The 22,215-nt window shown below is 62.5% G+C and carries 20 protein-coding genes and 1 other RNA gene; 11 read left to right on the top strand and 10 right to left on the bottom strand.

The window, feature by feature from the left end; translation table 11 throughout:
* Positions 1–14 precede the first annotated feature (14 nt).
* Positions 15–653, bottom strand: a complete 639-nt coding sequence (locus tag BV911_RS02105) for a ribonuclease T2 (RefSeq protein WP_086051909.1) — start codon at positions 651–653, stop codon at positions 15–17.
* Positions 654–809: 156 nt separating this feature from the next.
* Here BV911_RS02105 and BV911_RS02100 point away from each other — a divergent pair, with 156 nt between their 5' ends.
* A complete protein-coding gene (locus tag BV911_RS02100) occupies positions 810–1,574 on the top strand; it encodes a DUF1013 domain-containing protein (RefSeq protein WP_086052026.1) in 765 nt (254 codons plus the stop codon).
* A gap of 62 nt (positions 1,575–1,636) precedes the next feature.
* Here the strand turns inward: BV911_RS02100 and BV911_RS19935 are convergent, their stop codons facing one another.
* From BV911_RS19935 to ffs, 5 genes are all read right to left on the bottom strand, one after another.
* On the bottom strand, positions 1,637–2,260 hold the full coding sequence (locus BV911_RS19935; protein WP_240512105.1) for a VPLPA-CTERM sorting domain-containing protein: 624 nt from the start codon (positions 2,258–2,260) through the stop codon (positions 1,637–1,639).
* A 450-nt stretch (positions 2,261–2,710) separates the two neighbouring features.
* Entirely contained in the window at positions 2,711–3,301 is a 591-nt protein-coding gene (gene recR, locus BV911_RS02090) for a recombination mediator RecR (protein WP_086052025.1), read from the bottom strand.
* Between the two features lie 55 nt (positions 3,302–3,356).
* Positions 3,357–3,710, bottom strand: coding sequence for a YbaB/EbfC family nucleoid-associated protein (locus BV911_RS02085; RefSeq protein WP_086051907.1), 354 nt, complete (start codon positions 3,708–3,710; stop codon positions 3,357–3,359).
* A gap of 16 nt (positions 3,711–3,726) precedes the next feature.
* Entirely contained in the window at positions 3,727–5,517 is a 1,791-nt protein-coding gene (locus BV911_RS02080) for a DNA polymerase III subunit gamma/tau (RefSeq protein ID WP_086051906.1), read from the bottom strand.
* Positions 5,518–5,745: 228 nt separating this feature from the next.
* Positions 5,746–5,844, bottom strand: an RNA gene (gene ffs, locus BV911_RS02075) — signal recognition particle sRNA small type.
* Between the two features lie 90 nt (positions 5,845–5,934).
* Between ffs and BV911_RS02070 the strand changes: the two genes are divergently transcribed.
* Together BV911_RS02070 and BV911_RS02065 are read left to right on the top strand one after the other, a co-directional pair.
* Complete coding sequence (locus BV911_RS02070; protein WP_086051905.1) at positions 5,935–6,840, top strand: DMT family transporter; 906 nt, start codon at positions 5,935–5,937, stop codon at positions 6,838–6,840.
* A 66-nt stretch (positions 6,841–6,906) separates the two neighbouring features.
* A complete protein-coding gene (locus tag BV911_RS02065; RefSeq protein ID WP_086052024.1) occupies positions 6,907–7,764 on the top strand; it encodes a neutral zinc metallopeptidase in 858 nt (285 codons plus the stop codon).
* A 13-nt stretch (positions 7,765–7,777) separates the two neighbouring features.
* On the opposite strand, the gene BV911_RS02060 is transcribed toward BV911_RS02065, so the two are convergent.
* A complete protein-coding gene (locus BV911_RS02060) occupies positions 7,778–9,634 on the bottom strand; it encodes a 5'-nucleotidase C-terminal domain-containing protein (RefSeq protein ID WP_086051904.1) in 1,857 nt (618 codons plus the stop codon).
* Between the two features lie 214 nt (positions 9,635–9,848).
* Here BV911_RS02060 and nudC point away from each other — a divergent pair, with 214 nt between their 5' ends.
* Together nudC and BV911_RS02050 are read left to right on the top strand one after the other, a co-directional pair.
* Complete coding sequence (gene nudC, locus BV911_RS02055; RefSeq protein ID WP_086052023.1) at positions 9,849–10,835, top strand: NAD(+) diphosphatase; 987 nt, start codon at positions 9,849–9,851, stop codon at positions 10,833–10,835.
* Positions 10,832–11,377: an SRPBCC family protein gene (locus BV911_RS02050; protein ID WP_086051903.1), complete on the top strand. Its 546-nt coding sequence runs from the start codon at positions 10,832–10,834 to the stop codon at positions 11,375–11,377. Before nudC ends, BV911_RS02050 begins: the two co-directional genes overlap by 4 nt.
* Here the strand turns inward: BV911_RS02050 and BV911_RS02045 are convergent.
* A complete protein-coding gene (locus BV911_RS02045; RefSeq protein ID WP_086051902.1) occupies positions 11,324–12,157 on the bottom strand; it encodes a prephenate dehydratase in 834 nt (277 codons plus the stop codon). The genes BV911_RS02050 and BV911_RS02045 overlap by 54 nt on opposite strands.
* Before the next feature lie 133 nt (positions 12,158–12,290).
* On the opposite strand from BV911_RS02045, the gene BV911_RS02040 reads away from it, so the two are divergent.
* The 5 genes from BV911_RS02040 (at position 12,291) to BV911_RS02020 (ending at position 19,018) form a co-directional block, all read left to right on the top strand.
* Entirely contained in the window at positions 12,291–12,998 is a 708-nt protein-coding gene (locus BV911_RS02040; RefSeq protein ID WP_086051901.1) for a cytochrome c family protein, read from the top strand.
* Positions 12,999–13,184: 186 nt separating this feature from the next.
* Positions 13,185–15,104 (top strand): extracellular solute-binding protein, encoded by a 1,920-nt coding sequence (locus BV911_RS02035; RefSeq protein ID WP_086051900.1) that lies wholly within the window; start codon positions 13,185–13,187, stop codon positions 15,102–15,104.
* Positions 15,105–15,107: 3 nt separating this feature from the next.
* Positions 15,108–16,202 carry a microcin C ABC transporter permease YejB gene (locus BV911_RS02030; RefSeq protein WP_086051899.1) on the top strand — a complete coding sequence of 365 codons (1,095 nt, stop codon included), beginning with the start codon at positions 15,108–15,110 and terminating at the stop codon, positions 16,200–16,202.
* A 3-nt stretch (positions 16,203–16,205) separates the two neighbouring features.
* Positions 16,206–17,357 (top strand): ABC transporter permease, encoded by a 1,152-nt coding sequence (locus BV911_RS02025; protein WP_240512104.1) that lies wholly within the window; start codon positions 16,206–16,208, stop codon positions 17,355–17,357.
* Positions 17,354–19,018 (top strand): ABC transporter ATP-binding protein, encoded by a 1,665-nt coding sequence (locus BV911_RS02020; protein ID WP_086051897.1) that lies wholly within the window; start codon positions 17,354–17,356, stop codon positions 19,016–19,018. Before BV911_RS02025 ends, BV911_RS02020 begins: the two co-directional genes overlap by 4 nt.
* Before the next feature lie 12 nt (positions 19,019–19,030).
* Here BV911_RS02020 and hemN read toward each other — a convergent pair whose 3' ends face one another.
* Complete coding sequence (hemN, locus tag BV911_RS02015; RefSeq protein ID WP_086051896.1) at positions 19,031–20,389, bottom strand: oxygen-independent coproporphyrinogen III oxidase; 1,359 nt, start codon at positions 20,387–20,389, stop codon at positions 19,031–19,033.
* 75 nt (positions 20,390–20,464) lie between these two features.
* Between hemN and fnrL the strand changes: the two genes are divergently transcribed.
* Positions 20,465–21,199 carry a transcriptional regulator FnrL gene (fnrL, locus tag BV911_RS02010; protein WP_240512103.1) on the top strand — a complete coding sequence of 245 codons (735 nt, stop codon included), beginning with the start codon at positions 20,465–20,467 and terminating at the stop codon, positions 21,197–21,199.
* Positions 21,200–21,235: 36 nt separating this feature from the next.
* Here fnrL and BV911_RS02005 read toward each other — a convergent pair whose 3' ends face one another.
* A complete protein-coding gene (locus BV911_RS02005; protein WP_086051894.1) occupies positions 21,236–22,075 on the bottom strand; it encodes a universal stress protein in 840 nt (279 codons plus the stop codon).
* Positions 22,076–22,215 lie beyond the last annotated feature (140 nt).

Below are 22,215 nucleotides of genomic sequence, written 5' to 3'. Positions count from 1 at the left end.
AAGCTGGGCCACGGTCAGCGGATCGGATCGAAAAGGGCATCTTGCAGCCCGCAGTCGCGCCGGACATCTGCGCCGCAGACCCGGGGCGTCAGATCTTTGGTCAAGCAGATCCGCGCCTCTCCGATCCGATTGCTGTCGCAGGTGATGGTGATCATGTCGGCGGTCAGGGTCGGGTTGACCTCAAGGAAGGCGTCTTCGATCACGGTGGCCGGCAAGCTGACGCTGTGGTCAAGCTGGCGCAGCAGGGGGGGGCGCGTGATGCTGTCATAGGCGCGGCGCGACAGGGCGTAATAATTGGGTCCGGTCAGGCCGGAACAGCGGCCATGCTTTTTCCACTGATACCACGCCAGCCCCCCGGACCCCATGATGTCGGCCATGGCATCACTTTGCCGCCGCGACGGGTCGGTTTCGCGCGACACGGTGCAATAATCGGGATAGCCGGATTCATACTGTGGCCAGAGACCGTGCAGGCTCCATCCGGTTTGCTGCCCGGCGGCGCATTGCGGCGCGTCGCGGTCATCGCCTTCCAGCGCACACCATGTCGGGGACCACGACAAGGACAGGACATAATAGTCGAACGCGCCGGGCGCATCGGCCCGTGTCACGGCGGGCAGAAGCGATAGCAGGCAGGACAATGATAAGGCGCGGATCATTTCCTCTTTCCTCCGGTGGGTGCTGAGCGTATATACCATCCATTATTCCCCACAGCGAGAATAGGCGCCACCCCTCCGGCGCAGCCGATTTTCCGGCACGGGGGAGATTTGCGCCGCTCGCAAGGTGCCGAACGTCAAGAAGGAGATGCGACAATGATGGGTAAGCCGATCATGGCCAAGGCGACTGCCGTCTGGCTGGTGGATAATACCACTCTGAGCTTTAAGCAAATCGCGGATTTCTGTGGCTATCACGAGCTTGAGATCCAAGGCATTGCCGATGGTGATGTTGCCGCCGGGGTCAAAGGCTTTGATCCGGTGGCCAACAATCAGTTGGAGCAGTCCGAAATCGATGCCGGCGAGAAAAGCCCAATTCACCGCTTGAAGCTAAAGTTCAATCCGGCGGCGACAGGCGAGGAAAAGCGTCGCGGACCGCGTTATACGCCATTGAGCAAGCGTCAGGATCGTCCGGCGTCCATTCTGTGGTTGGTCAAGTTCCACCCGGAACTGAGCGACGGGCAGATCAGCAAGCTGGTGGGCACCACCAAGCCGACGATTCAGGCCATTCGCGAACGCACCCACTGGAATATCGGCGCGATCCAACCGATCGACCCGGTGGCCTTGGGGCTGTGCCGTCAGTCCGAACTGGATGACGCCGTGCAGAAGGCTGCGGCCAAGAAAGCCCGCGAAGGCGGGGTGATGACCGATGACGAGCGGCGCAAGTTGGTCTCGACCCAGCAATCGCTGGAAATGGACACTGTACCGAAAATGCCGTCGGGCATTGCCGGGCTGGAAACCTTCAGCCTGTCGGATGACAAGTCTGACGACGAGGACGAGGATCGTCATAGCCGCGGGCCGGTGGATGCGGACAGCTTCTTCAACCTGCCCGGCGGCAACGCCGATGACGACGAGTCCCGCAGCTAATCACAGCAGCTTCGGGCGGAAGAATGGCGGCGTGGGCACAACAGCCCGCGCCGCCATTTTTGTCAGCAGGCCCGGTTGCGGCGGGCGCGCACTGCGCCAAGACCGCCAAGGGCACCGATCAGCAGAATGCCAGCCGCAGGCAGAGGAACCGGGGCGGGGGGCGACGCGGTGGTCATGGTGAACCGCGACCGGGCATCAAAATTCAGCCCGGCATTGATCAGCGAATTGGTCGTGATAGCAATCGAATTGTCAGTCCAAGAAATGCCACCAGGATTGACAATAATTCCACCATTATTGACCTGAGTGACGCCGGTAATAATTGCGGTCGGGTCGTCAAAGACCAAGTCGGACAGAACCCAGTTGACCGTAGGCACCACGCTTAGGCTAAGTTCGACTAAGCCCCCGAGTAGCGAGATCCCTTCAAGGCCGAAGACCAGATCAAAGGTATTCTGATCGACCCATTCCACGCCAAGGATACCAAGATTGACGGAGGTCTCCCCAAGAATGGGCAGGTCGAGGCTGACGCCAGCAACGGCCAAGGCAACGTCAGGATCCGCGGCAGTGAGGGCATCGCCCGATTGGTCGAGGGTCAGATTGACCGCCAAGAGGTTTCCGACCTGAAGACCAAGAAGCTCGGTCTCCACATCGAAATTGCTGCCGACTGTGACAGCCTGGGCTGGCTGCATCAAACAAAAAGCCAAACCGGCAGATGCAGATAGAGTTTTCAAGAAAGAGACGGGTGACGTCATAGGCTTTTCTCCATGTTTTATGGAACAAAACTGCTTTCAATCGTTACTTGTAGACACTTAGAAATCAGTGCTCCGGAGCAATTACTCGCACTTAAAGGTCGCCAGAAATCAGAAGATTTCTGTCGGAATTTACTAATAATTCTGGGCCAGTGAGTTAATTGTTAATAATACGTATACAGATCGTCAACATCTGTCAGTCGTTTCTGTCGATTTAAAAACGTGGAAAGATTCAGCAATTTCTGAATCTTGCAGAAATTCTTGAAATGCCACCACCTTGGCGCTGAGGCCCAAATGGCCCATCTTCAGAAGTATGTTCGAATTTGTTTTTGGAAAAAGGGCGCGGACCGGCCTTGAAATAGGCAGTGTCCCGCGCTGATGGGCTTTGTTTTAAAGCGCCCTGCGGGCTTTCAGCGCCGCAGAGATGGTGCCGTCGTCGAGGTAATCCAACTCGCCGCCGATCGGCACGCCCTGCGCCAGCGAGGTCACTGAGACCAGATTGGCCAGCAGGTCTGCGATGTAATGTGCGGTGGTCTGGCCATCGACTGTTGCGTTCAACGCGAGGATGACTTCGGTGATCCCTTCGTCGTCGATCCGGGCGGCAAGGCGGGGCAGGCCCAGATCTTCGGGGCCGACCGCATCGAGGGCCGATAGGGTGCCGCCCAGCACGTGATACCGGCCCTTGAAGGCGGCGCCCCGTTCCATGGCCCACAGGTCGGCCACGTCTTCGACCACACAGAGGATGCCATTGGCGCGGCGCGGATCGGCGCAGATCGGGCAGTGCGGGTCGGTCGCGATATTGCCGCAGGTCACACAATCGCGGACCGTGGCCGCAACCTCGGTCATCGCCTCGGCCAGTGGGGCCAGCAAAGGCCCGCGCTTGCGGACCAGATGCAGGACCGCACGCCGGGCCGAGCGCGGCCCCAAGCCGGGCAGCCGCGCCATCAGGTCGATCAGGGCATCAACGGCTGTGGGCGTCATGGTCATGGCCGCCCGTGCCCGCCCGGATCGGACGGGCCGTTTATCGGGTCGCGTTTCAGAACGGCAGCTTCATATCGGCGGGCAAGCCCAGGCCTTCGGTCAGCTTGCGCATTTCTGCTTGCGAGCGGTCGGCGGCGCGGGCTTGTGCGTCCTTGATCGCGGCAAGGATCAGATCCTCGACCACTTCCTTGTCGTCGGCATTGAACAGCGACGGATCGATGGTCAGCCCGGTCAGATCGCCCTTGGCGGTGGCCTTGGCCTTTACCAGTCCGGCGCCGCTTTCGCCTTCGACGATGATCGCATGCAGTTCTTCCTGCATTTCGGCCATCTTGCCCTGCAAATCCTGCGCGGCTTTCATCATCTTGCCCATATCGCCAAGACCTCCGAGACCGCCTAAACCTTTCAGCATCGTGTCATTCCTTTTGTTATTCGTCGTCAAATGGATCCCAATCGTCGGCGTTGCCATCGGCATCATCGGCGTCGGGAATTTCGGGCAGGGCTTCAGCCGCGGCGCGGGCGTTCAGCTCGGCCTCGGTGCGGATGGTGGAAAGCTGCGCACCGGGAAAGGCCAGAAGCACCGCCGCCACCAGCGGGTGCCGCGCGGCTTGTTGTTTCAGCGCCGTCATTTCGGCATCGCGGGTTTCGGTGATTGTTGGCGCACCGCCGGTGGCGGCAACCGAAATCGCCCACCGAGATCCGGTCCAGCTTTGCAGGCGCGCGCCCAGACGCTGGGCCAGATCGGCGGGGGCCAAGGGACCGGGTTCAAACGCGATCCGGCCCGGGCTGTACGAGATCAGGCGCAGGCTGGATTCGACCTCGACCAGCAGTTTGATGTCGCGCTGACTGCGAATCAGGGCCACCACGGCGTCGAAATTTGGAAAGCGGTCGAGGGCGGAATCCGCGGCGGCCTGCGTGGCCAACGCCGGTCCGGCGGATCGGGGCGCAAAGGAGCGCGGCGCGGCGGCGGGCACCGGCTGGGGCGCAGTTGCCCGCGCGGTGGCACCGGACCCGGACGGGCCTGACGGGGCCGGAGCGCCTGTGCCCGACGGCGATGGTGCCGTGCCGAACTTGCGCATCAATTCTTCCGGGCTGGGCAGGTCGGCCACATGGGTCATCCGGATCACAGCCATTTCCGCTGCCATCATCGGGTTCGGCGCGGTGCCGACTTCGTCCAAGGCTTTCAACAGCATCTGCCATGCCCGGCCCAAAACCCGCTGCGAAAGATGGCTGGCCATTTCGGTGCCGCGCACCCGGGTGTCATGGGGCAGGGTCGGGTCATCGGCCGCATCGGGGGTGACTTTCATCACCGCCAACCAATGGGCAATCTCGGCCAAATCGCGCAGAACGGATTGGGGATCGGCACCATCGGCGTATTGCGCGCCAAGTTCGTCCAGCGCGCCTGCTGCATCGCCGCGCATGATCCGGTCGAACAGATCCAGCACCCGGCCCCGGTCGGCCAGACCCAGCATGGCGCGGACCTGATCGGCGGTGGTTTCGCCGGCACCATGGCTAATGGCTTGATCCAGCAGGGAAGTTGCGTCGCGGGCGGAGCCTTCGGCGGCGCGGGTGATCAGTGACAAGGCGGCGTCTTCGATTTGGGCGGTTTCGGCGTCGGCAATCCGGCGCAGCAGGGCGATCATGTCTTCGGGTTCGATCCGGCGCAGATCGAAGCGTTGACAGCGCGACAGAACGGTCACCGGCACCTTGCGGATCTCGGTGGTGGCGAAGATGAATTTGACGTGGGCGGGCGGCTCTTCCAAGGTTTTCAGAAGGGCGTTGAACGCCGAGGTGCTGAGCATGTGCACTTCGTCGATGATGTAGATCTTAAAGCGCGACGAGGTCGGCGCGTAGGAAATATTGTCGATGATATTGCTGCGGATGTTGTCGACGCCGGTGTTCGATGCGCCGTCCATCTCAATCACGTCCACATGGGTTCCGGCAGCAATTCCAACGCATTGCGGGCAGGTGCCGCAGGGATCGGTGGTGGGTTTGCCGGTGCCATCCGTCCCGGTGCAGTTCATGCCTTTGGCAATGATCCGCGCCGTGGTGGTTTTGCCGGTGCCCCGGATGCCGGTCATGATGAAGGCCTGCGCGATGCGGTCGGCTTCGAACGCGTTGCGCAAGGTGCGAACCATCGCGTCCTGCCCCACCAGATCGGCGAAAGTGTCGGGCCGGTATTTCCGGGCCAGAACCCGATATCCGCCTTGTTCGCTCACGCCTGTTTCCCCCGGATTCGATGCCTTCAAGAACCTAGTCGCTGTGGGGGCCGAGGTCCAGCCATCGCCGCCCAATGCAAGCTGACACTGGCGTCGGAATTGTTTCGGACTTTCGTCGGACTTTTGTCGGACCGTGCGGGTGGGCTGCAAAGGCGCGTCTGCGCCGCCAAGGGCGCACCATTTTCGTCCCGGGGCGGGGCATTGGCTGCATTTAGAAAAGGGGGGGTAAGGTGAGAGGCTGGACAACGACCCAAGCGGGGCTCGTTACGGCTGCTTCCTTCCGGATCTGACCGGGTTGGCGAGGTGCCTGCCCGCGCCAACCTCTCACCCCTCAGATAGACCGAGCGGCGGCAGGTTGCAAGGGGGTGGTCTGGAGGTGGCCTAGACGGCGGCTGTGGCCTCTGCCAAAGACCGGTGATGGACCTTTGGATTATCGCCACATTAGCCGCCGCCCTGTTTCAGACCGCGCGGTTTGCCCTGCAAAAACATCTCAAGACCGCCGGGTTGTCGTCGGTGGGCGCAACATGGGCGCGATTCGTCTGGTCGGCGCCGGTGCTGGGGGCGGCGGTGCTGGGCTATATCGTGACGACGGGCATCGCGGTGCCGCCCTTTACCGGGCGGTTCTGGGGCTTTGCCATGGCGGGCGGCGTGGCGCAGATATTGGCCACCGTCTGCGTGGTGGCCCTGTTTTCGCGGCGCAACTTTGCGGTGGGGATTACCTTCAAGAAATCCGAGGTGTTGCAGACCGTCTTTGTCGGCTGGGCCTTGTTGGGCGAGGGGGTGTCGGACTTGGGCTTTGTCGCGCTGGTCATCGGCTTTTGCGCGCTGTTGGTGCTGTCGGATGTGCCGGGTGATGCGGCGCGGCCCGGCTGGCGCCGGTTTTTATCGCCGAGCGTTGGCTTGGGGCTGACCAGCGGCGCATTTTTTGCGCTGGCGGGAGTGGGCTATCGCGGCGCGGTGCTGGCACTGGGCGATGGTCCTGTGGGGTTTCGGGCCGCCTTGGCCTTGGCGGTGGTGACGTTGGCGCAGTCGGTCGGGATGATGCTGTGGCTTTTGCTGCGCGACCGGCCCCAGATCGGGCGGGTCTTGGCGGCGTGGCGGCCCGGTCTGGCGGTGGGTGCGACCAGCGTGGCGGGCAGCTTTTGCTGGTTCGTGGCCTTTGCGTTGCAGACGGCGGCCTATGTCTATGCGCTGGGTCAGGTGGAGTTGCTGTTCAGTATCGCGGGCGGGGCGCTGTTCTTCCGCGAGCGGCTATCGCGGCGCGAATGGCTGGGGATCGGGTTGCTGATGGCCAGCCTTGTGGTGCTGGTCGCCGTCGCGTGACGGCAGCGATTGCGGAACCCGCATGGCCTGAGCTAAGTTATCAAAGAACAGCCGGAGATGACCGCCATGCGCCTGAGAAACACCCGACGCAGCAGCAATATTGATGACCGACGGGGCCGCGGTGGCGGGGGCGGTCGGATTGGCGGGATCGGCGGACTTGGTCTGCTGGCGGTGTTGGCGATCGGGTATTTCACCGGCATCGACGTGACGCCGCTGTTGCAGGGCACGCAGACTTCGCAGACCAGTGGCGCGCCGGTGGCGTTGTCGCCGCAGGAACAACAAGCCGGAGATTTCGCCGCCCAAGTCTTGGCCACGACCGAAGATGTCTGGGGCGAGGTCTTTCCGCAGTCCACCGGCCAACCCTATCAACCGCCGCAGATGGTTCTGTTCAGTCAGGTCACCCAGAGTGCTTGTGGCGGTGCCTCAGGGGCGACGGGGCCGTTTTATTGCCCCGAGGACAAAAGCGCCTATCTGGATACGGCGTTTTTCGCGGTGCTGTCTGAGCAACTGGGGGCGGAGGGCGATTTCGCTTCGGCCTATGTGATTGCCCATGAAGTGGCGCATCACGTGCAGAACGAAGTGGGAATCCTCGCGCAGGCGCAGGCGCTTCAGGCGGGGGCGCGGGCGCAAGGGATGGAGGCCGACGCCAATTCGATCTCGGTTCGGGTGGAATTGCAGGCCGATTGTTTGGCCGGGGTCTGGGCCGCGCATGTGGACGGGTTGTTGGAGCCGGGCGATCTGGACGAGGCACTGAACGCGGCCCGCAAGATCGGTGACGATTACCTGCAGCGCAATGCCGGACGGGTGCCCAATCCGCACAGCTTTACCCACGGCACCAGCGAACAGCGGGAAAGTTGGTTCGCGCGCGGCTATCGGAATGGCCAGATGGCCGATTGCGACACGTTCAGCGCCGAGACGCTGTAAGCGGCGGCTGATTTTACAAGAACAGACGGAATTGGCGGCCACCATTGGGCTGCAGGTCCAGCGCTTCGATCAGGCGGTCGGGGTCGCCGTGACTTTGCAGTGAGCCGTGCTGCGGGCCGTGGAACAGGGCGGTGGCACCAAGCGGGGAAAACCCCCAGACCGGGGTCAGCTGGATCTGAATGGGGTTGGCGGCACGGGTATAGGCGGTCAGGTTCTCGCGCAGCGAGGCGTCCGAGCGGGCAATGACCGGGGCCGTGCGCACCATGTCGAAATTGCCGCCACCTGCGGTGCGGTAACTGGTGGTGGCGACCAGCACGCGGTCCTCTGGACCGAGGGGCCTGCCGTTCAGGGTCAGGTCCCGGATCCGACTGGGCGGGCTGGTGTCGAGGCGGCGTCCATCCGTCGCCCGATAGCGGGGCGGCTGGCTGAGGTCGATCCGATAGCGCAGGCCGTAGATTTGATCGAAGTTATAGCACGGCGCATCGGGCATCAGCAGCGGCACGTCGCGGGCACCCGGCGCGATGGTCTGAAACAGGGCCGCTGACCGGTCCAGCCACGCGCGAATCTGGGCACCGGTGACCGCGACCACGTCCAGATGGTTTGGGAAGGGCGACAGTTCCGTCAGATGCCCCATGCGCAAGGGGCCCGCTGGGATGTCGGTATAGGCATCACCGCCCGCATGGCCGCCCGCGCGATAAGGCGAGACTGCCGTCAGCAATGGCAGCGCCGCCTCGGGCAGGTCCGCCACCAATTGGCGGGCGCGCCAGAGTTGGGCCTCGGCGGTGAATTGCAGCGCGGGGGAATGCGCGGCGAGGGCGAAGACCCCGTGCAGCCGGGTCAGGCTTTCCCCCAACACCGCGCCACTGTTGCGGCGGGTGGCGTTGTGGGCGGCCAAACTCAGGGCCAGAAGCCGGGGGTCGGCGGCGTCATGGTCGTCGGGCACCCGGCGCAGCGTCGATTGTGACGCCACGGGCCGCCAGCGCCCGCCGCGCTGAACCAGATCAAGGTCGATCAGGCCAAGATACTGCCCCATGGCACCGGCCATCACCGCCGGGATATTGCCGAGACGTCCGCTGTTGCTGTCGATGCCGGGCCGCGCGGCGTGGCCGGGGCCGGGAAAGACCTTGTGGCTGTGGCCGGCAATGATCGCATCAAGACCGGGCAGTGCTGCAAGCGACAGGCAGGCATCCTCGGCCTCGTCCCCCGCATCGGGCGGGCCCAGACCGGAATGGGCCAAGGCCACGATCAGATCGGCCCCGGCGGCGCGCAGGGCGGGCAGTTCGGCCGCGATTGCAGCGCGGATGCCGCAGGCCTGCACCTGTCCGGCCAGTACGGCGCTGTCCCATTCCACGGTTTGCGGCGGCGCGGCCCCGATCACGCCGATCCGCACCAGATGGCGGCTGCCATCGGTGGCCAGCATCTCACGCTCTAGCAACGCTGTGGCCGGAAAGATCCGGTTCGGGGCCGGGTTTTGATCGGTCGGCGGGGCCACCAGATTGGCCGAGAGCACCGGAAACTCGGCCCCGGACAGGGCGGTGTGCAGCGCGGCGAGGCCAAAGTTGAAATCGTGATTGCCAAGCGCGGCAGCGTCATAGCCAAGCGCGTTCATCGCCGCGATCATCGGGTGACGGGGGGCGGCGGGATCGGCTGTGGCAAAGAGATCGGCCAGCGCCGTGCCTTGCAAGAAATCGCCATTGTCCAGCAGCAGCGCATTGTCGGCTTCGGTTCGGGCCGCTGCGATCAGCGGCGCCAGCGCGGCCAATCCGATCCCCGGCCGCGACCGGTCGGCGGCATAGTCAAAGGGCCAGATGGTGCAATGCAGGTCGGTTGTGGCCAGCAAGCGGAGACGGATGAGACGCGGCGCATCCATCGACGGTTGAACTTCGGCTGCGGCTAAAATGACTGGGCCTCCTGAAGCGGTAATGGATCAAGCGTGGCCGGTTGCGCCGTCAGTGGCAACGGACCTGATGCGCAGGGCTGGGGAAATCTGGCAGGTGTTGCGAAATGGTTCGGGCCGCGGGGGCGGGTTTGCATTGGCCGGGGCGCTATGTCATTCGATGAGCCAGCAACAATCGGAGTATATCATGGCGTTCATCCCGGCGACTTCGGTCACGTTTGGCGATAGTGGGCTGGATCGGGCGGGCCATCTGCGTGGCGACGCGGCCCGGCAGGCTGACCTGTGGGCGGATCCGTCCGCGCGGGTATTGCCGCTGTGGAAGAACAAGCCGCTGGTCCGCGGCGAGGACGGTAACGCGCTGGGCTGGCTGGTGCCGGGACATGCCGGTCTGGACAGTGCCCTTGATCCGCCGGTGTTTCTGGGGCTGGACGACGCTGGGCCGCGCTTTGCGCTGGACCTGTCGGGATGGGCGCCGCCCGCCACCGAAGCCGCGCCGGAAGATGGCTTTCGCGATCTGTCGGAACAGGTCCATCCCGATTTCCCGCAGGGCGACCGGTTCATGGAGCTGCGCAATTGTATGACCCAGTTGGATGCGCGCAGCGCCGAACTGGCCGCGGTGGCGCGGGGCATCTTGGGCTGGCATGACCGGCACCGGTTCTGCGCCAATTGCGGATCGCGCTCTGACATGGCGATGGCGGGCTGGCAGCGCGATTGCCCGGCCTGTGCCGCCCATCACTTTCCGCGCACCGACCCGGTGGCGATTATGCTGATTACGCACGGAAATTCGATCTTGCTGGGGCGGTCGCCGCTTTGGCCAGAGAAAATGTTTTCGTTGCTGGCGGGCTTTATTGAGCCGGGCGAGACGGTCGAGGCCGCGGTGCGCCGCGAGGTATTTGAAGAGGCCGGCGTGCGGGTGGGGGCGGTGTCCTATCTGGTCAGTCAGCCATGGCCATTTCCGGCCTCGTTGATGCTGGCCTGCCGGGGCGAGGCTGTCAGCACCGACATCACCGTGGATCCGGTCGAGATCGAGGAGGCCCGTTGGGTCAGCCGCGAGGAAATGATCGAGGTCTTCGAGGGCATCCATCCCGAGATCGCGCCGTCGCGCCCGGGGGCGATTGCGCGCTTCGTGATTGAGCGCTGGCTGGCGGATCGGCTGGACGAGCCGATGGCATGAAGCTGACAGTGTCCGAAGAGGTCGCGGCCTCGCGTCAGGACGTGTTCCAACAGGTGACCGATTTCGACCGGCTTCTCGGTCGCCCTGCTGACGCGAAAACCCAGATCACCCGGTTGGACCATCCGGCCCCGGTGTCAGAGGGCAGCCGTTGGCAGGGGCACTTCGTGCTGCGCGGGCTGCGCCGTGACGGGACGGCGGAACTGGTGTCGTTGCAGGCCCCGGACGGGTACGAGATTCACGGTGAAGCGGATGGGATGCGGGGCCAGTTGACGGTGGCACTGAGTGGCCCGCCAGAGGGGCCGACCCGGTTGGACGTGACGGTTCAGCTTCGTCCCACCAGCCTGACCGGCCGGATGATCGTGCAATCCCTGTCGCTGGTGCGCCAGACCGTTGCCGCGCGCTGCCGCGACCGTCTGCAACACTTCGCCCGCGAGATCGAAAGCCGCCGGACGGGTCCGGCGGTGACGGCGCGCCCGAGCGGCGAGGCCTCAGGTGTGACGACGGGGATCAGCGGGGTAGGTGCCCAGAATCGTCAGGGTTGAGGTGAAATAGGTCAGTTCCTCTAGGGCGCGGGCGACATCCGCGTCATCGGGGTGGCCTTCGATCTCGGCAAAGAACTGGGTCGCGGTGAACGAGCCGTTGATCATATAGCTTTCCAGCTTGGTCATGTTGACGCCATTGGTGGCAAAGCCGCCCATGGCTTTGTACAGCGCCGCCGGAATGTTGCGGACCCGGAACACGAACGAGGTCATCATCCCCGATGTGCCCCGGCGCGAATGGTCGGGCGTGGCGGACATGATCAAAAAGCGGGTGGTGTTGCGGTCGTGATCCTCAATATGGCGGGCCAGCACCTCTAGCCCGTAAATCTCGCCGGCCAGTTCCGACGCCAGCGCCGCCCGCGCGGGAATTCCATCCGCGGCCACCTGCCGGGCCGAACCAGCGGTATCGGCTGCGGTCAGGGTCGTGATGCTGCGGCTGCGCAGAAAGTCCCGGCATTGGCCGAGCAGCACCGTGTGACTCATTGCCTCGGTGATTTGCTCAATTGGAGTGCCGGGCAGAGCCAGTAGATTGATATGCACCCGGACGAACGCTTCGTCGACGATGTGCAGGCCGCTTTCGGGCAGCAGGCTGTGAATGTCGGCCACCCGGCCATAGGTCGAATTTTCCACTGGGAGCATCGCCAGATCGGCCTCGCCGGATCGCACCGCATCAATGGCGTCTTCAAATGTCCGGCACGGCACGGCTTCATAGGTCGGGCGGGCTTCGCGGCAGGCCTGGTGCGAATAGGCGCCGGGTTCGCCTTGAAATGCGATCCGTGTCATGTGTCTGGACTTCCCATCTGGCAGATTGCGTGATTTGGTGACCGCAACGGTCGTTTGGTCGCGGCATCTACACCTTGATGCAGTCAGGGGGAAGCCGCTACACACGGGCAACTGCGATCTGAGAGGCAACCTGATGCTTGATACGATGACTGTGACGAAAGTTGTGGCCGCGCTGTGCGGGTCCCTGCTTGTGTTTCTGCTGGGCGGATGGGTCGGGCAAAGCCTGTTCACGATCGGCGGCGGCCATGGGGACCATGTTCAGGCTTATTTGATCGATACCGGCGACGAGAACGGCGCGGAAACCGCCGAAGAAGAAGTCGATTTTGCGGCTTTGGTGGCTGCGGCTGACGTCGAGGGTGGCGCGCGCGTGTTCGGTAAATGTGCGGCTTGTCACAAGGTTAACGGCGAAAACGCAACCGGTCCGCATCTGGACGGTGTTGTCGGACGTCACATCGGATCGGTCGGGGACTTCGCTTATTCCGACGCTCTGGCCGATCTGTCGGCAGAAACCTGGACCCCGGAACATCTGAGCGATTTCTTGGAAAACCCCAAAGGTTGGGCCAAGGGCACGAAGATGAGCTTTGCGGGTCTGAAAAAGGACAGCGACCGGGCCGATGTTGTGGCCTATCTGATCTCAGAATCGCCTGATTTCGTGTTCGACGCTTCGGCGGTGGATGCCGATGATGCGGCCGATTCTGCGGTGGTGCCGGAAGCGGAAGCCGCGGAAGAAGAGGCCAATGCGATTGACGAGGAAGCCCCCAAGCAGGCAACCGGCGAAACCGCGGAACAAGCTGAAGACGAAAATCTTGACGGCGCTGCGGAAGAGGCCCCCCAGCAATAGGGGGCACTGACGCGATCCAAGTTTTGGGCCGTGCAAACGATCAGGACCGCTCCTTCGGGGGCGGTTTTTTGTTGGGTGCAAGCTCACAGGCAATCACAGCTTTGCAATCGCGGCTTGAATGTCCCATGACGCAGGCCGTAGCCTGTCGGAACTTCGACCGACGCCTTATCCAGACCGGAGACACAGATGACGCCACCCCGTGCCGCCCGCGCCGTCACCGCACCCCTTGCGCCCCTGTCCCATTGGGGGATTGGCGCGCTGTTGATCCCAGGCCTTGTGCTGCTGGCCTCGGCCCTGCCGGTGAAGTCTCAGGATGCGGACGTGCCGACCGTGGTCAGCCATGGCTATTCCAATTTCGGCACCCTGAAATACCCGGCGGATGCGGCACATCTGGACTATGTGAACCCGGACGCCCCCAAGGGCGGCGAGATTTCGATCTGGGCGCAGGGCAATTTCGACAGCTTCAACCAATATGCTCGGGCCGGGGTGCCCGCCGCACTGAACACGATCGGCACAGAAAGCATCCTAACCGGCACCGCCGATGACCCGTTTGGTGCCTACTGCTTCTTGTGCACGACGCTGGAATATCCCGAGGACCTGTCTTGGGTGATCTTCAATCTGCGCGATGACGTCACCTTTCAAGACGGCACCCCGATGACCGCCGAGGACGTCGCGTTTTCGCACAACCTGTTCCTGACCCAAGGAATCGTCGAGTACCGCAGTCTGGTTGAAGCCTATTATGGCGAGGTCGAGATTCTTGGCCCCTACCGGATCAAGTTCAATTTCAAGGATGAGGCCCCGTTGCGCGACCGGATCGGGTTTGCCGGTGGCACCCCCGCTTTTTCCAAGGCGTGGTTCGAGGAGACGGGCGCGCGGCTGGATCAAAGCACCAAGACGCCGTTCATGTCGACCGGGCCCTATGTGCTGGACAGCTTCGATTACAACCGCCGCGTGGTCTATGCCCGCAACCCCGATTATTGGGGCGCGGACATTCCGCTTAATGTCGGGCGCAACAATTTTGACCGCATCCGGGTGGAATATTTTTCAGATTCCACCGCCGCTTTTGAAGGGTTCAAATCCGGGGCTTATACCTTCCGCAACGAGACCTCATCGCAGACTTGGGCGCAACAATATGACTTCCCCGGCGTCGAGAAGGGCTATGTGGTGCTGGAAGACATTCCCGATGGATCTGTCGGCACACATCTGTCGTGGGTGTTCAATCTGGACAAGCCAAAGTGGCAGGACCCGCGCACCCGGCAAGCCATCGAGATGATGTTCAACTTCGCTTGGTCGAACCGGACGTTGTTCTATGATTTCTACAAGCAGCCCGCGTCGTTCTGGCCGGGCACCGATCTGGCCGCCAGCGGTGTGCCCTCCGAGGCCGAAGTGGCGCTGTTGCAGCCTTTGGTGAACGAAGGCCTGCTTGAGGCGTCGATCCTGACCGATGAGGTGGCGATGCCGGCGCAACATGACGCCGAGCGGAACCGGCCCGCACGGCAGATCGTGCGGCAGGCCACCCAGTTGTTGAACGATGCCGGATGGATTGCGGGCGATGACGGGATGCGGCGCAAGGATGGGCAGCTTTTGGATCTGGTCATCATTCAGCGCGATCCGCTGTACGACCGGGCGATCAATCCGTTCATCGAGAATCTGAAAGGCATTGGCGTCGAAGGCCGTCTGGAACGGGTCGATACCGCGCAATATGTGGAACGTCGTCGGGCTGGCACCTTTGATTTGGCCAATCAGGGCTTCCAGATGGATTTCGAACCGTCCAGCGGGTTGGAACAGTGGTTTGGCTCAAAAACCGCCGATAACAGCTCGCGCAATCTGATGCGGCTGCGCAGCCCGGCGGTGGACCGGCTGATTGCGTCGGTGGTGGCGGCGGACACGCTGGACGACTTGACCAGTTCGGTGCATGCGCTGGACCGGGTGATGCGGGCGAACCGTTTTGATATCCCGCTGTGGTACAACGACGCCACTTGGGTCGCCTATTACGACATGTTCCGCCACCCCGAGACATTGCCGCCGCTGTCGGTGGGCGAGTTGGATTTCTGGTGGTACGATGCCGAGGCTGCGGCGCAACTGAAATCCGAAGGGGCGCTCTGAGCCATGGGCGCCTATATCCTGCGGCGGATTGCACTGATCATCCCGACCCTGATCGGGATCATGTTGATCAACTTCGTCATGATCCAGTTTGTGCCCGGTGGCCCGGTCGAACAGGTTCTGGCCCGCATGGAGGGGCAGGGCGATGTCTTTGACACCATCTCGGGCGGCGGCGGCGACATGGGCAGCAGTTCCATGGGGCAGGGCGGCGGCAATGACAAATATCTGGGCGCACGCGGCCTGCCGCCAGAATTCATCGCCGAGTTGGAAAAAGAATTCGGCTTCGACAAACCACCGGTGGAACGGTTTCTGATCATGATCTGGAACTATGCCCGGTTCGATTTCGGTGACAGCTATTTCCGGTCAATCTCGGTCGTGGATCTGGTGCTGGAAAAGATGCCGGTCTCGATCAGTCTGGGCCTGTGGTCGACCCTGATCGCCTATTTGATCTCGATTCCCTTGGGCATTCGCAAGGCGGTGAAAGACGGCTCGCGGTTTGATACATGGACTAGCGGTGCCATCATCGTCGGCTATGCCATTCCCGGCTTTTTGTTCGCGATTCTGCTGCTGGTGCTGTTCGCGGGGGGATCCTACTGGCAAATCTTTCCGTTGCGCGGGCTGTATTCGGATAATTGGGCCGAGATGAGCATCCCGATGCGGATCGTCGATTACTTCTGGCATATTGCCCTGCCGGTGCTGGCGTCGACCATTTCGGCATTTGCGACCCTGACTTTGCTGACCAAGAACAGCTTTCTGGAAGAGATCAAAAAGCAATATGTGATGACCGCCAAGGCCAAGGGGTTGACCGAAAGCCGGGTGCTGTATGGCCATGTCTTCCGCAACGCCATGCTGATCGTGATCGCGGGCTTTCCGGCGGTGTTCGTGTCGGTGTTCTTTGGCGGGTCCTTGATCATCGAGACGATCTTTTCGCTGGACGGGCTGGGGCGTTTGGGTTTTGAGGCCGCCGTCAGTCGCGACTATCCGGTGATCTTCGGCACGCTCTATGTCTTTGGGTTGATTGGCTTGCTGATGGGGCTGGTGTCGGATCTGATGTATGTGTGGATCGATCCGCGGATCGATTTTGAGACCCGGGAGACGTAAGCCATGTCCGTCACAGAAAACCTCATGACGGCCGCGCCGCTGCGCAAGGCGTTTTTGTCACCGTTGAACACGCGGCGGCTGCGGAACTTCCGCGCCAATACCCGTGCGGCGTGGTCGCTGGTGATCTTTTCGATCCTGTTCGGCCTGTCGCTGTTTGCCGAGTTTCTGGCAAATGACAAACCGATCCTGATTGAATATCGCGGCAGCTATTTCACCCCGATCTTCAACTTTTACCCCGAAACCGCCTTTGGCGGCGATTTCCAGACCGAGGCGGTGTACCGGGATATTGAGGTACAATGTTTGATTGTCAGCGGTGGGCTTGAGGCCTGCTGGGACGATCCTGAGGGCATTCTGGTGCAGGCCAAGACCGGCATGGTCGATGGTGAGCCGATTGAGAAGGGCTGGATGATCTGGCCGCCGATTCCCTACAGCTATACCACCGTGAACGACATTGACGGCACCGCGCCGTCGGCCCCTGATGCCAACCATTGGCTCGGCACCGACGATACGGCGCGCGATGTGCTGGCGCGGGTGATCTATGGCTTCCGCTTGTCTGTGCTGTTCGCGCTGGTGGTGACGGCACTGACCAGCGTCATCGGCATTGCGGCCGGGGCGGTGCAGGGGTTCTTTGGCGGCTGGGTTGATCTGATCTTTCAGCGCGTGATCGAGTTGTGGGGTTCAACCCCCAGCCTCTATATCATCATCATTATCGCGGCGGTGTTCCAGATGAATTTTTGGCTGCTGGTGTTCCTGATGACCCTGTTTGGTTGGACGGCGCTGGTGGGCGTGGTCCGGGCCGAATTCCTGCGGGCGCGCAACTTTGAATACGTTCGGGCGGCGCGGGCTTTGGGCGTTGGCAACGGCACGATCATGATCCGCCACGTTCTGCCCAATGCGATGGTGGCGACCCTGACCATGTTGCCGTTTGTGATCACCGGCACGTTGGGATCGCTGGCGGCACTGGATTTTCTCGGCTTCGGTCTGCCGTCGTCCGCCCCCAGTCTGGGCGAGCTGACCTTGCAGGCCAAGCAGAACCTGCAAGCGCCGTGGCTGGGCTTTACCGCGTTTTTCACCTTTGCGATCATGCTGTCGCTGTTGGTGTTCATCTTTGAAGGGGTGCGCGACGCGTTCGACCCCAGAAAGACCTTCGCATGAGCGCCGACCTCAGCAAAACCGTTTTGGAGATCGACAACCTTTGCGTCAATTTCCGGCAGGAAGGCAAACTTGTGCAGGCGGTGCGCAATGTGTCGTTCACCGTCGCCAAGGGTGAAACCGTGGCCATTGTTGGCGAAAGCGGCTCGGGCAAGTCGGTGACCGCGCTGAGCACGGTGTCGCTGCTGCCCGACAGCGCCGAGGTCAGCGGCTCGGTCAAATATGCCGGGCGTGAGATGGTGGGGGCCCCCGAGGCCCGGCTGCGCGACATTCGCGGCAACGACATCAGCTTTATCTTTCAAGAGCCGATGACCTCGCTCAATCCGTTGCATCCGATCGAAAAGCAAATCGGCGAAAGTCTGGCGCTGCATCAGGGGCTGACCGGTGACACGGCCAAGGCGCGGATCATCGATCTGCTGGAAAAGGTCGGTATCCGCGATGCGCAAAGTCGCCTCAGCGCCTATCCGCACCAGTTGTCGGGCGGGCAGCGGCAGCGGGTGATGATCGCCATGGCGCTGGCCAATGGGCCGGACCTGTTGGTGGCGGACGAGCCGACCACGGCGCTGGATGTGACCATTCAGGCGCAAATCCTTGAATTGCTGGCCGAGTTGAAGGCGTCCGAGGGGATGAGCATGCTGTTCATCACCCATGATCTGGGCATCGTGCGGCGGATTGCCGACCGGGTCTGCGTCATGAAGGGCGGCGAGATCGTCGAGCAGGGCCCCGCAGCGTCCTTGTTCGCTGATCCGCAGCACCCCTATACCAAGATTCTGCTGGCCGCCGAACCCAAGGGCCGCCCCGATCCGGTTCCCGAGGGCGCACAAGAGGTGATCTCTTGTGAGGACCTGCGGGTCTGGTTCCCGATCACCGCCGGATTGCTGCGCAAGACGGTGGGCCATGTGAAGGCGGTCAACGCGGCCACCTTGTCGGTGCGGCAGGGCGAAACCCTTGGCATCGTCGGCGAAAGCGGGTCGGGCAAGACCACGTTGGCGCTGGCGCTGATGCGGCTGGTGTCGTCCGAGGGGCCGATCAACTTTGAGGGCCACAATATCCACGGTTGGAAGTCGCGGCAGTTGCGCCCTCTGCGCCAACACATGCAGATCGTGTTTCAGGATCCGTTCGGGTCGCTCAGCCCGCGGATGAATGTCGGGCAGATCATCGCCGAAGGGCTGGGGGTGCATGGCACGCCCAAGGGTCAGACGGCGGATCAGATGGTTGCCGATATCCTGACCGAGGTCGGGCTGGATCCGTCGGTGGCGGCCCGCTACCCGCACGAGTTTTCCGGCGGACAGCGGCAACGGATCGCCATTGCCCGGGCGATGATCTTGCGGCCCAAGCTGGTGGTTCTGGACGAGCCGACATCGGCGCTGGATATGACGGTGCAGGTTCAGATCGTCGATTTACTGCGCCATCTGCAACAGAAGTACGGGCTGGCCTATCTGTTCATTAGCCATGATCTGCGGGTGGTGCGGGCGCTGAGCCATAAAGTGGTGGTGATGAAGCAGGGCGACATTGTCGAGGCCGGAACCGGGGCCGAGATTTTCGACAATCCGCAGACCGAGTATACCCGGACCCTGTTGCAAGCAGCGCTGAACATCACGCCGGACGGAGCCAGCGGTGGCCCGGGTGGCGATGCGGTTGCGCCGATCCGGCAAGGCGCCTAGCCTGCGTGCCGTTCAGATCGCTGAACTGTGCCCGGTGTCGGGGGCGGCATAGGCATCAAGGCCATGGGCGATCAGCCGGGTCAGAGGGCGGCCTTCGCGCCGGATGGTGAGACTGCCATCAGGGCCAAGATCGACCACCGCCGCAAAGGTCTGAGCCAGCCCCCGCAGCAGCGGGGTGATTTGACCCAGCGGTGCGCCGGTCTCGGCGCTGATCCGGGCGGGATCAATGGCGAAATTGCACATCAGGCTTTCGATCATCCGGCTGCGCATGCGGTCGTCGGGCGACAGTCGATGGCCCCGGCTGGTGGCCAGCGCTCCGGTTCTGATCTGACGGGTGTAATCGCCCGTGGCGGCGGCATTCTGGGCATAGCCAGCCGGGAATTGCGAAATCGCCGATGCGCCAAGCCCGATCAAGACCGGCGCAGCGTCGTCGGTATAGCCTTGGAAATTGCGCCGCAACTGGCCTTGGCGGGCGGCCTCGGCCAGAGTGTCATGCGGTCTGGCGAAGTGATCAATGCCGATCTCCTCATAGCCGTCCCAGCGAAACAGGCGGCGGGCGGTGTCGAACAGATGCAGCCGGGCCTTGGGGTCGGGCAGGGTATCGGGGTCGATCATCGCCTGTCGCCGGGCCATCCACGGCACATGGGCATAGCCATACAGTGCCACCCGATCCGGGTTCAGGGCCAGCAACTTTTGCACGGTGTCGGTGATGCGGGCCGAAGTTTGGTGCGGCAAGCCGAACAGGATATCGGCATTCAGGCTGGCAATGCCGTGGGCGCGCAGGGCGGCGGCGACATCGCGAGTCAGCTCAAACCCTTGATCGCGGCCAATGGCGCGTTGGATGGCTGGATCAAAATCCTGCACGCCGATGCTGGCGCGGGTCATTCCGGCGGCTTTCAGCGCGGCCATACGGGCGGTGTCGATTTCATTCGGGTCAATCTCAACCGAAAATTCGCCGCCCGGTGCCATTGGCGCAAGATCAGCCAGCGTGGCGGCCAGTTCGGCAATCATCTCGGGGGGCAACAGGGTTGGGGTGCCACCGCCCCAATGCAGGCGCGATAGCCGAATGCCCGGGGCAAGGTGCTGTTTTACCAGCGCGATCTCTGCCTTCAGGGTCTCAAGATAGGCGCGGACCGTGGCCATGTTGCGGGTGCCTTGGGTGCGGCAGGCGCAGAACCAGCATAAGCGGCGGCAGAACGGCACGTGGATATACAGCGAAACCGCACTGCCGGGCGGCACCGCTGCGATCCAACGCGCCATGTCAGCACCGCCGACCCGGTCTGAAAACTGCGGTGCGGTCGGATAACTGGTATAGCGGGGCACCTTGCGGTCGAAAAGTCCCAGCTGAGAGAGTTGCGTTGTGTGGGTCATGACCTTATTTTGAGACCGATGGTTGGTTGGGACTTTGATCCGGATCAAATCGCACACAACTTAGAGGTTCCCCCAATGGCCCAGGCCGCGCAGACCGGCCAATGTGCCGATTGTCCCATCCGGCATCGGGCGGTGTGTTCGAAATGCGATGCCGACGAATTGCGCGAGTTGGAGGCGATCAAGTACTACCGCACCTTCGAGGCCGGGCAGGCGGTGATCTGGGCCGGGGATGACATGGGCTTTGTGGCCTCGGTGGTGAGCGGTGTTGCGACCCTGACCCAAACCATGGAAGACGGCCGGCGTCAGATGGTCGGCTTGTTGCTGCCATCGGATTTCATTGGTCGCCCCGGCCGAACGCGCGCGGCCTATGACGTCACTGCGACCACGCAGGTCATCTTGTGCTGTTTTCGCCGCAAGCCCTTCGAAGCCCTGATGGTGGACACGCCGCATATCGGCCAGCGCCTGTTGGAAATGACGCTGGACGAGTTGGATGTGGCCCGCGAATGGATGCTGCTTTTGGGCCGCAAGACCGCGCGCGAGAAGATCGCGACGCTGCTGGCCATTTTCTTGCGCCGGGGCGGTGGGATCCCGGGCCCGTCGCTGACGTCACGGGAATTCGACCTGCCGCTAACCCGCGAAGCGATGTCGGATTATCTGGGCCTGACCTTGGAAACGGTCAGCCGCCAGATGTCGGCACTGCGCAAAGCTGGGGTAATCGAACTGGTGGGAAGCCGCCATGTGCGCATTCCTGACATCGCCCGTTTGATGGAAGAAACCGGCGATGATTCCGATGGCGGAATGCTGGTCTGACGCATTCCGCCACGGTGGCGGCCATCGTGGTCGCGATCAGTGCGCCATCAGCACAGGAACCGTCGCTTTTTCAAGGATCTCGCGGGTGGCACCGCCAAGGATCGCCTGCCGGAATCGGGAATGGCCGTAAGCGCCGGTGACCATCAGGGTGGCATCGATATCGCGGACATGGGTCAACAGCACATCCGAGACCCGGGGCTGTGTCTTGGCCAGCAAGGCGATCTCGGGTTTGACGCCGTGCCGGGCTAGCATCGTCGATAGTGCCTGACCCGGATCGACCTGTTGCGCCGAGTGTTCGGCTGTATCGACAATCGCGATGCTGGTTCTGTCGGCATCGCACAGCAGCGGCATCGCGGCGCGGATGGCATTCAGTGCCTCTGTCCCGTCATTCCAGCCAATCACAATCCGGCTGCCGAACCCGTCCGGTATGCCGGTTTCCGGCAGCACAAGAACTGGGGATTGGCCCGAGAACAGGGCGGCTTCGAGGATTGCGGCATCCTCAAACCGGGCGGATTCGCCCTGAGGCTTGCCCAGAACCACCAGATCGGCAAATCGGGACATGCTGGAAATGATTTCGCCCAAAGCGCCGATTTGCACCACCACTTCGCGGGCAGACCACCGAATGTCTTCCACCTCAAGCAGCGCTTTTGCCCGGGCCATGGTGGCATCGGCCAGTTTGCGGGTGTTGTCATAGGTGGATTGCTGGACGATTGCGTCAGCCCCGGCGAAATAATAGCCGACCTGCACCGGATCGATCCCCAGACACATCACTTCAAGATGGGCGTCGAATCGTCGGGCCAATTCAATGGCCGAACTGATCATCGACTCGGCCTGATCTTCGCTGCGCAGTACCGTGAGAAGAGTTTTATACGCCATTATCGTTCCTCCTGATCCGCCTCCGTCGCAAAAGCCTGCGACCAACGGTCCGTTACACCATCGTATCCCTGTCACCGGCCCCGCGTACTTGACTTGGATCAAGGTCGCCCTGCCTAAAGTCAGGATAACGCATGGCATAA

The sequence above is a fragment of the Pseudoruegeria sp. SK021 genome (assembly GCF_002119405.1).
Classification (GTDB): Bacteria; Pseudomonadota; Alphaproteobacteria; order Rhodobacterales; family Rhodobacteraceae; genus Meridianimarinicoccus.
This window is presented reverse-complemented; position numbering and strand designations above follow the sequence as displayed.

Bases quoted from the DNA above. Each gene is read 5' to 3' on its own strand.
- BV911_RS02105 (WP_086051909.1), bottom strand. From the start codon at position 653: ATGATCCGCGCCTTATCATTGTCCTGCCTGCTATCGCTTCTGCCCGCC.
- BV911_RS02100 (WP_086052026.1), top strand. From the start codon at position 810: ATGGGTAAGCCGATCATGGCCAAGGCGACTGCCGTCTGGCTGGTGGAT.
- BV911_RS19935 (WP_240512105.1), bottom strand. From the start codon at position 2,260: ATGCAGCCAGCCCAGGCTGTCACAGTCGGCAGCAATTTCGATGTGGAG.
- recR (WP_086052025.1), bottom strand. From the start codon at position 3,301: ATGACGCCCACAGCCGTTGATGCCCTGATCGACCTGATGGCGCGGCTG.
- BV911_RS02085 (WP_086051907.1), bottom strand. From the start codon at position 3,710: ATGCTGAAAGGTTTAGGCGGTCTCGGAGGTCTTGGCGATATGGGCAAG.
- BV911_RS02070 (WP_086051905.1), top strand. From the start codon at position 5,935: ATGGACCTTTGGATTATCGCCACATTAGCCGCCGCCCTGTTTCAGACC.
- BV911_RS02065 (WP_086052024.1), top strand. From the start codon at position 6,907: ATGCGCCTGAGAAACACCCGACGCAGCAGCAATATTGATGACCGACGG.
- BV911_RS02060 (WP_086051904.1), bottom strand. From the start codon at position 9,634: ATGGATGCGCCGCGTCTCATCCGTCTCCGCTTGCTGGCCACAACCGAC.
- nudC (WP_086052023.1), top strand. From the start codon at position 9,849: ATGGCGTTCATCCCGGCGACTTCGGTCACGTTTGGCGATAGTGGGCTG.
- BV911_RS02050 (WP_086051903.1), top strand. From the start codon at position 10,832: ATGAAGCTGACAGTGTCCGAAGAGGTCGCGGCCTCGCGTCAGGACGTG.
- BV911_RS02045 (WP_086051902.1), bottom strand. From the start codon at position 12,157: ATGACACGGATCGCATTTCAAGGCGAACCCGGCGCCTATTCGCACCAG.
- BV911_RS02040 (WP_086051901.1), top strand. From the start codon at position 12,291: ATGCTTGATACGATGACTGTGACGAAAGTTGTGGCCGCGCTGTGCGGG.
- BV911_RS02035 (WP_086051900.1), top strand. From the start codon at position 13,185: ATGACGCCACCCCGTGCCGCCCGCGCCGTCACCGCACCCCTTGCGCCC.
- BV911_RS02030 (WP_086051899.1), top strand. From the start codon at position 15,108: ATGGGCGCCTATATCCTGCGGCGGATTGCACTGATCATCCCGACCCTG.
- BV911_RS02025 (WP_240512104.1), top strand. From the start codon at position 16,206: ATGTCCGTCACAGAAAACCTCATGACGGCCGCGCCGCTGCGCAAGGCG.
- BV911_RS02020 (WP_086051897.1), top strand. From the start codon at position 17,354: ATGAGCGCCGACCTCAGCAAAACCGTTTTGGAGATCGACAACCTTTGC.
- hemN (WP_086051896.1), bottom strand. From the start codon at position 20,389: ATGACCCACACAACGCAACTCTCTCAGCTGGGACTTTTCGACCGCAAG.
- fnrL (WP_240512103.1), top strand. From the start codon at position 20,465: ATGGCCCAGGCCGCGCAGACCGGCCAATGTGCCGATTGTCCCATCCGG.
- BV911_RS02005 (WP_086051894.1), bottom strand. From the start codon at position 22,075: ATGGCGTATAAAACTCTTCTCACGGTACTGCGCAGCGAAGATCAGGCC.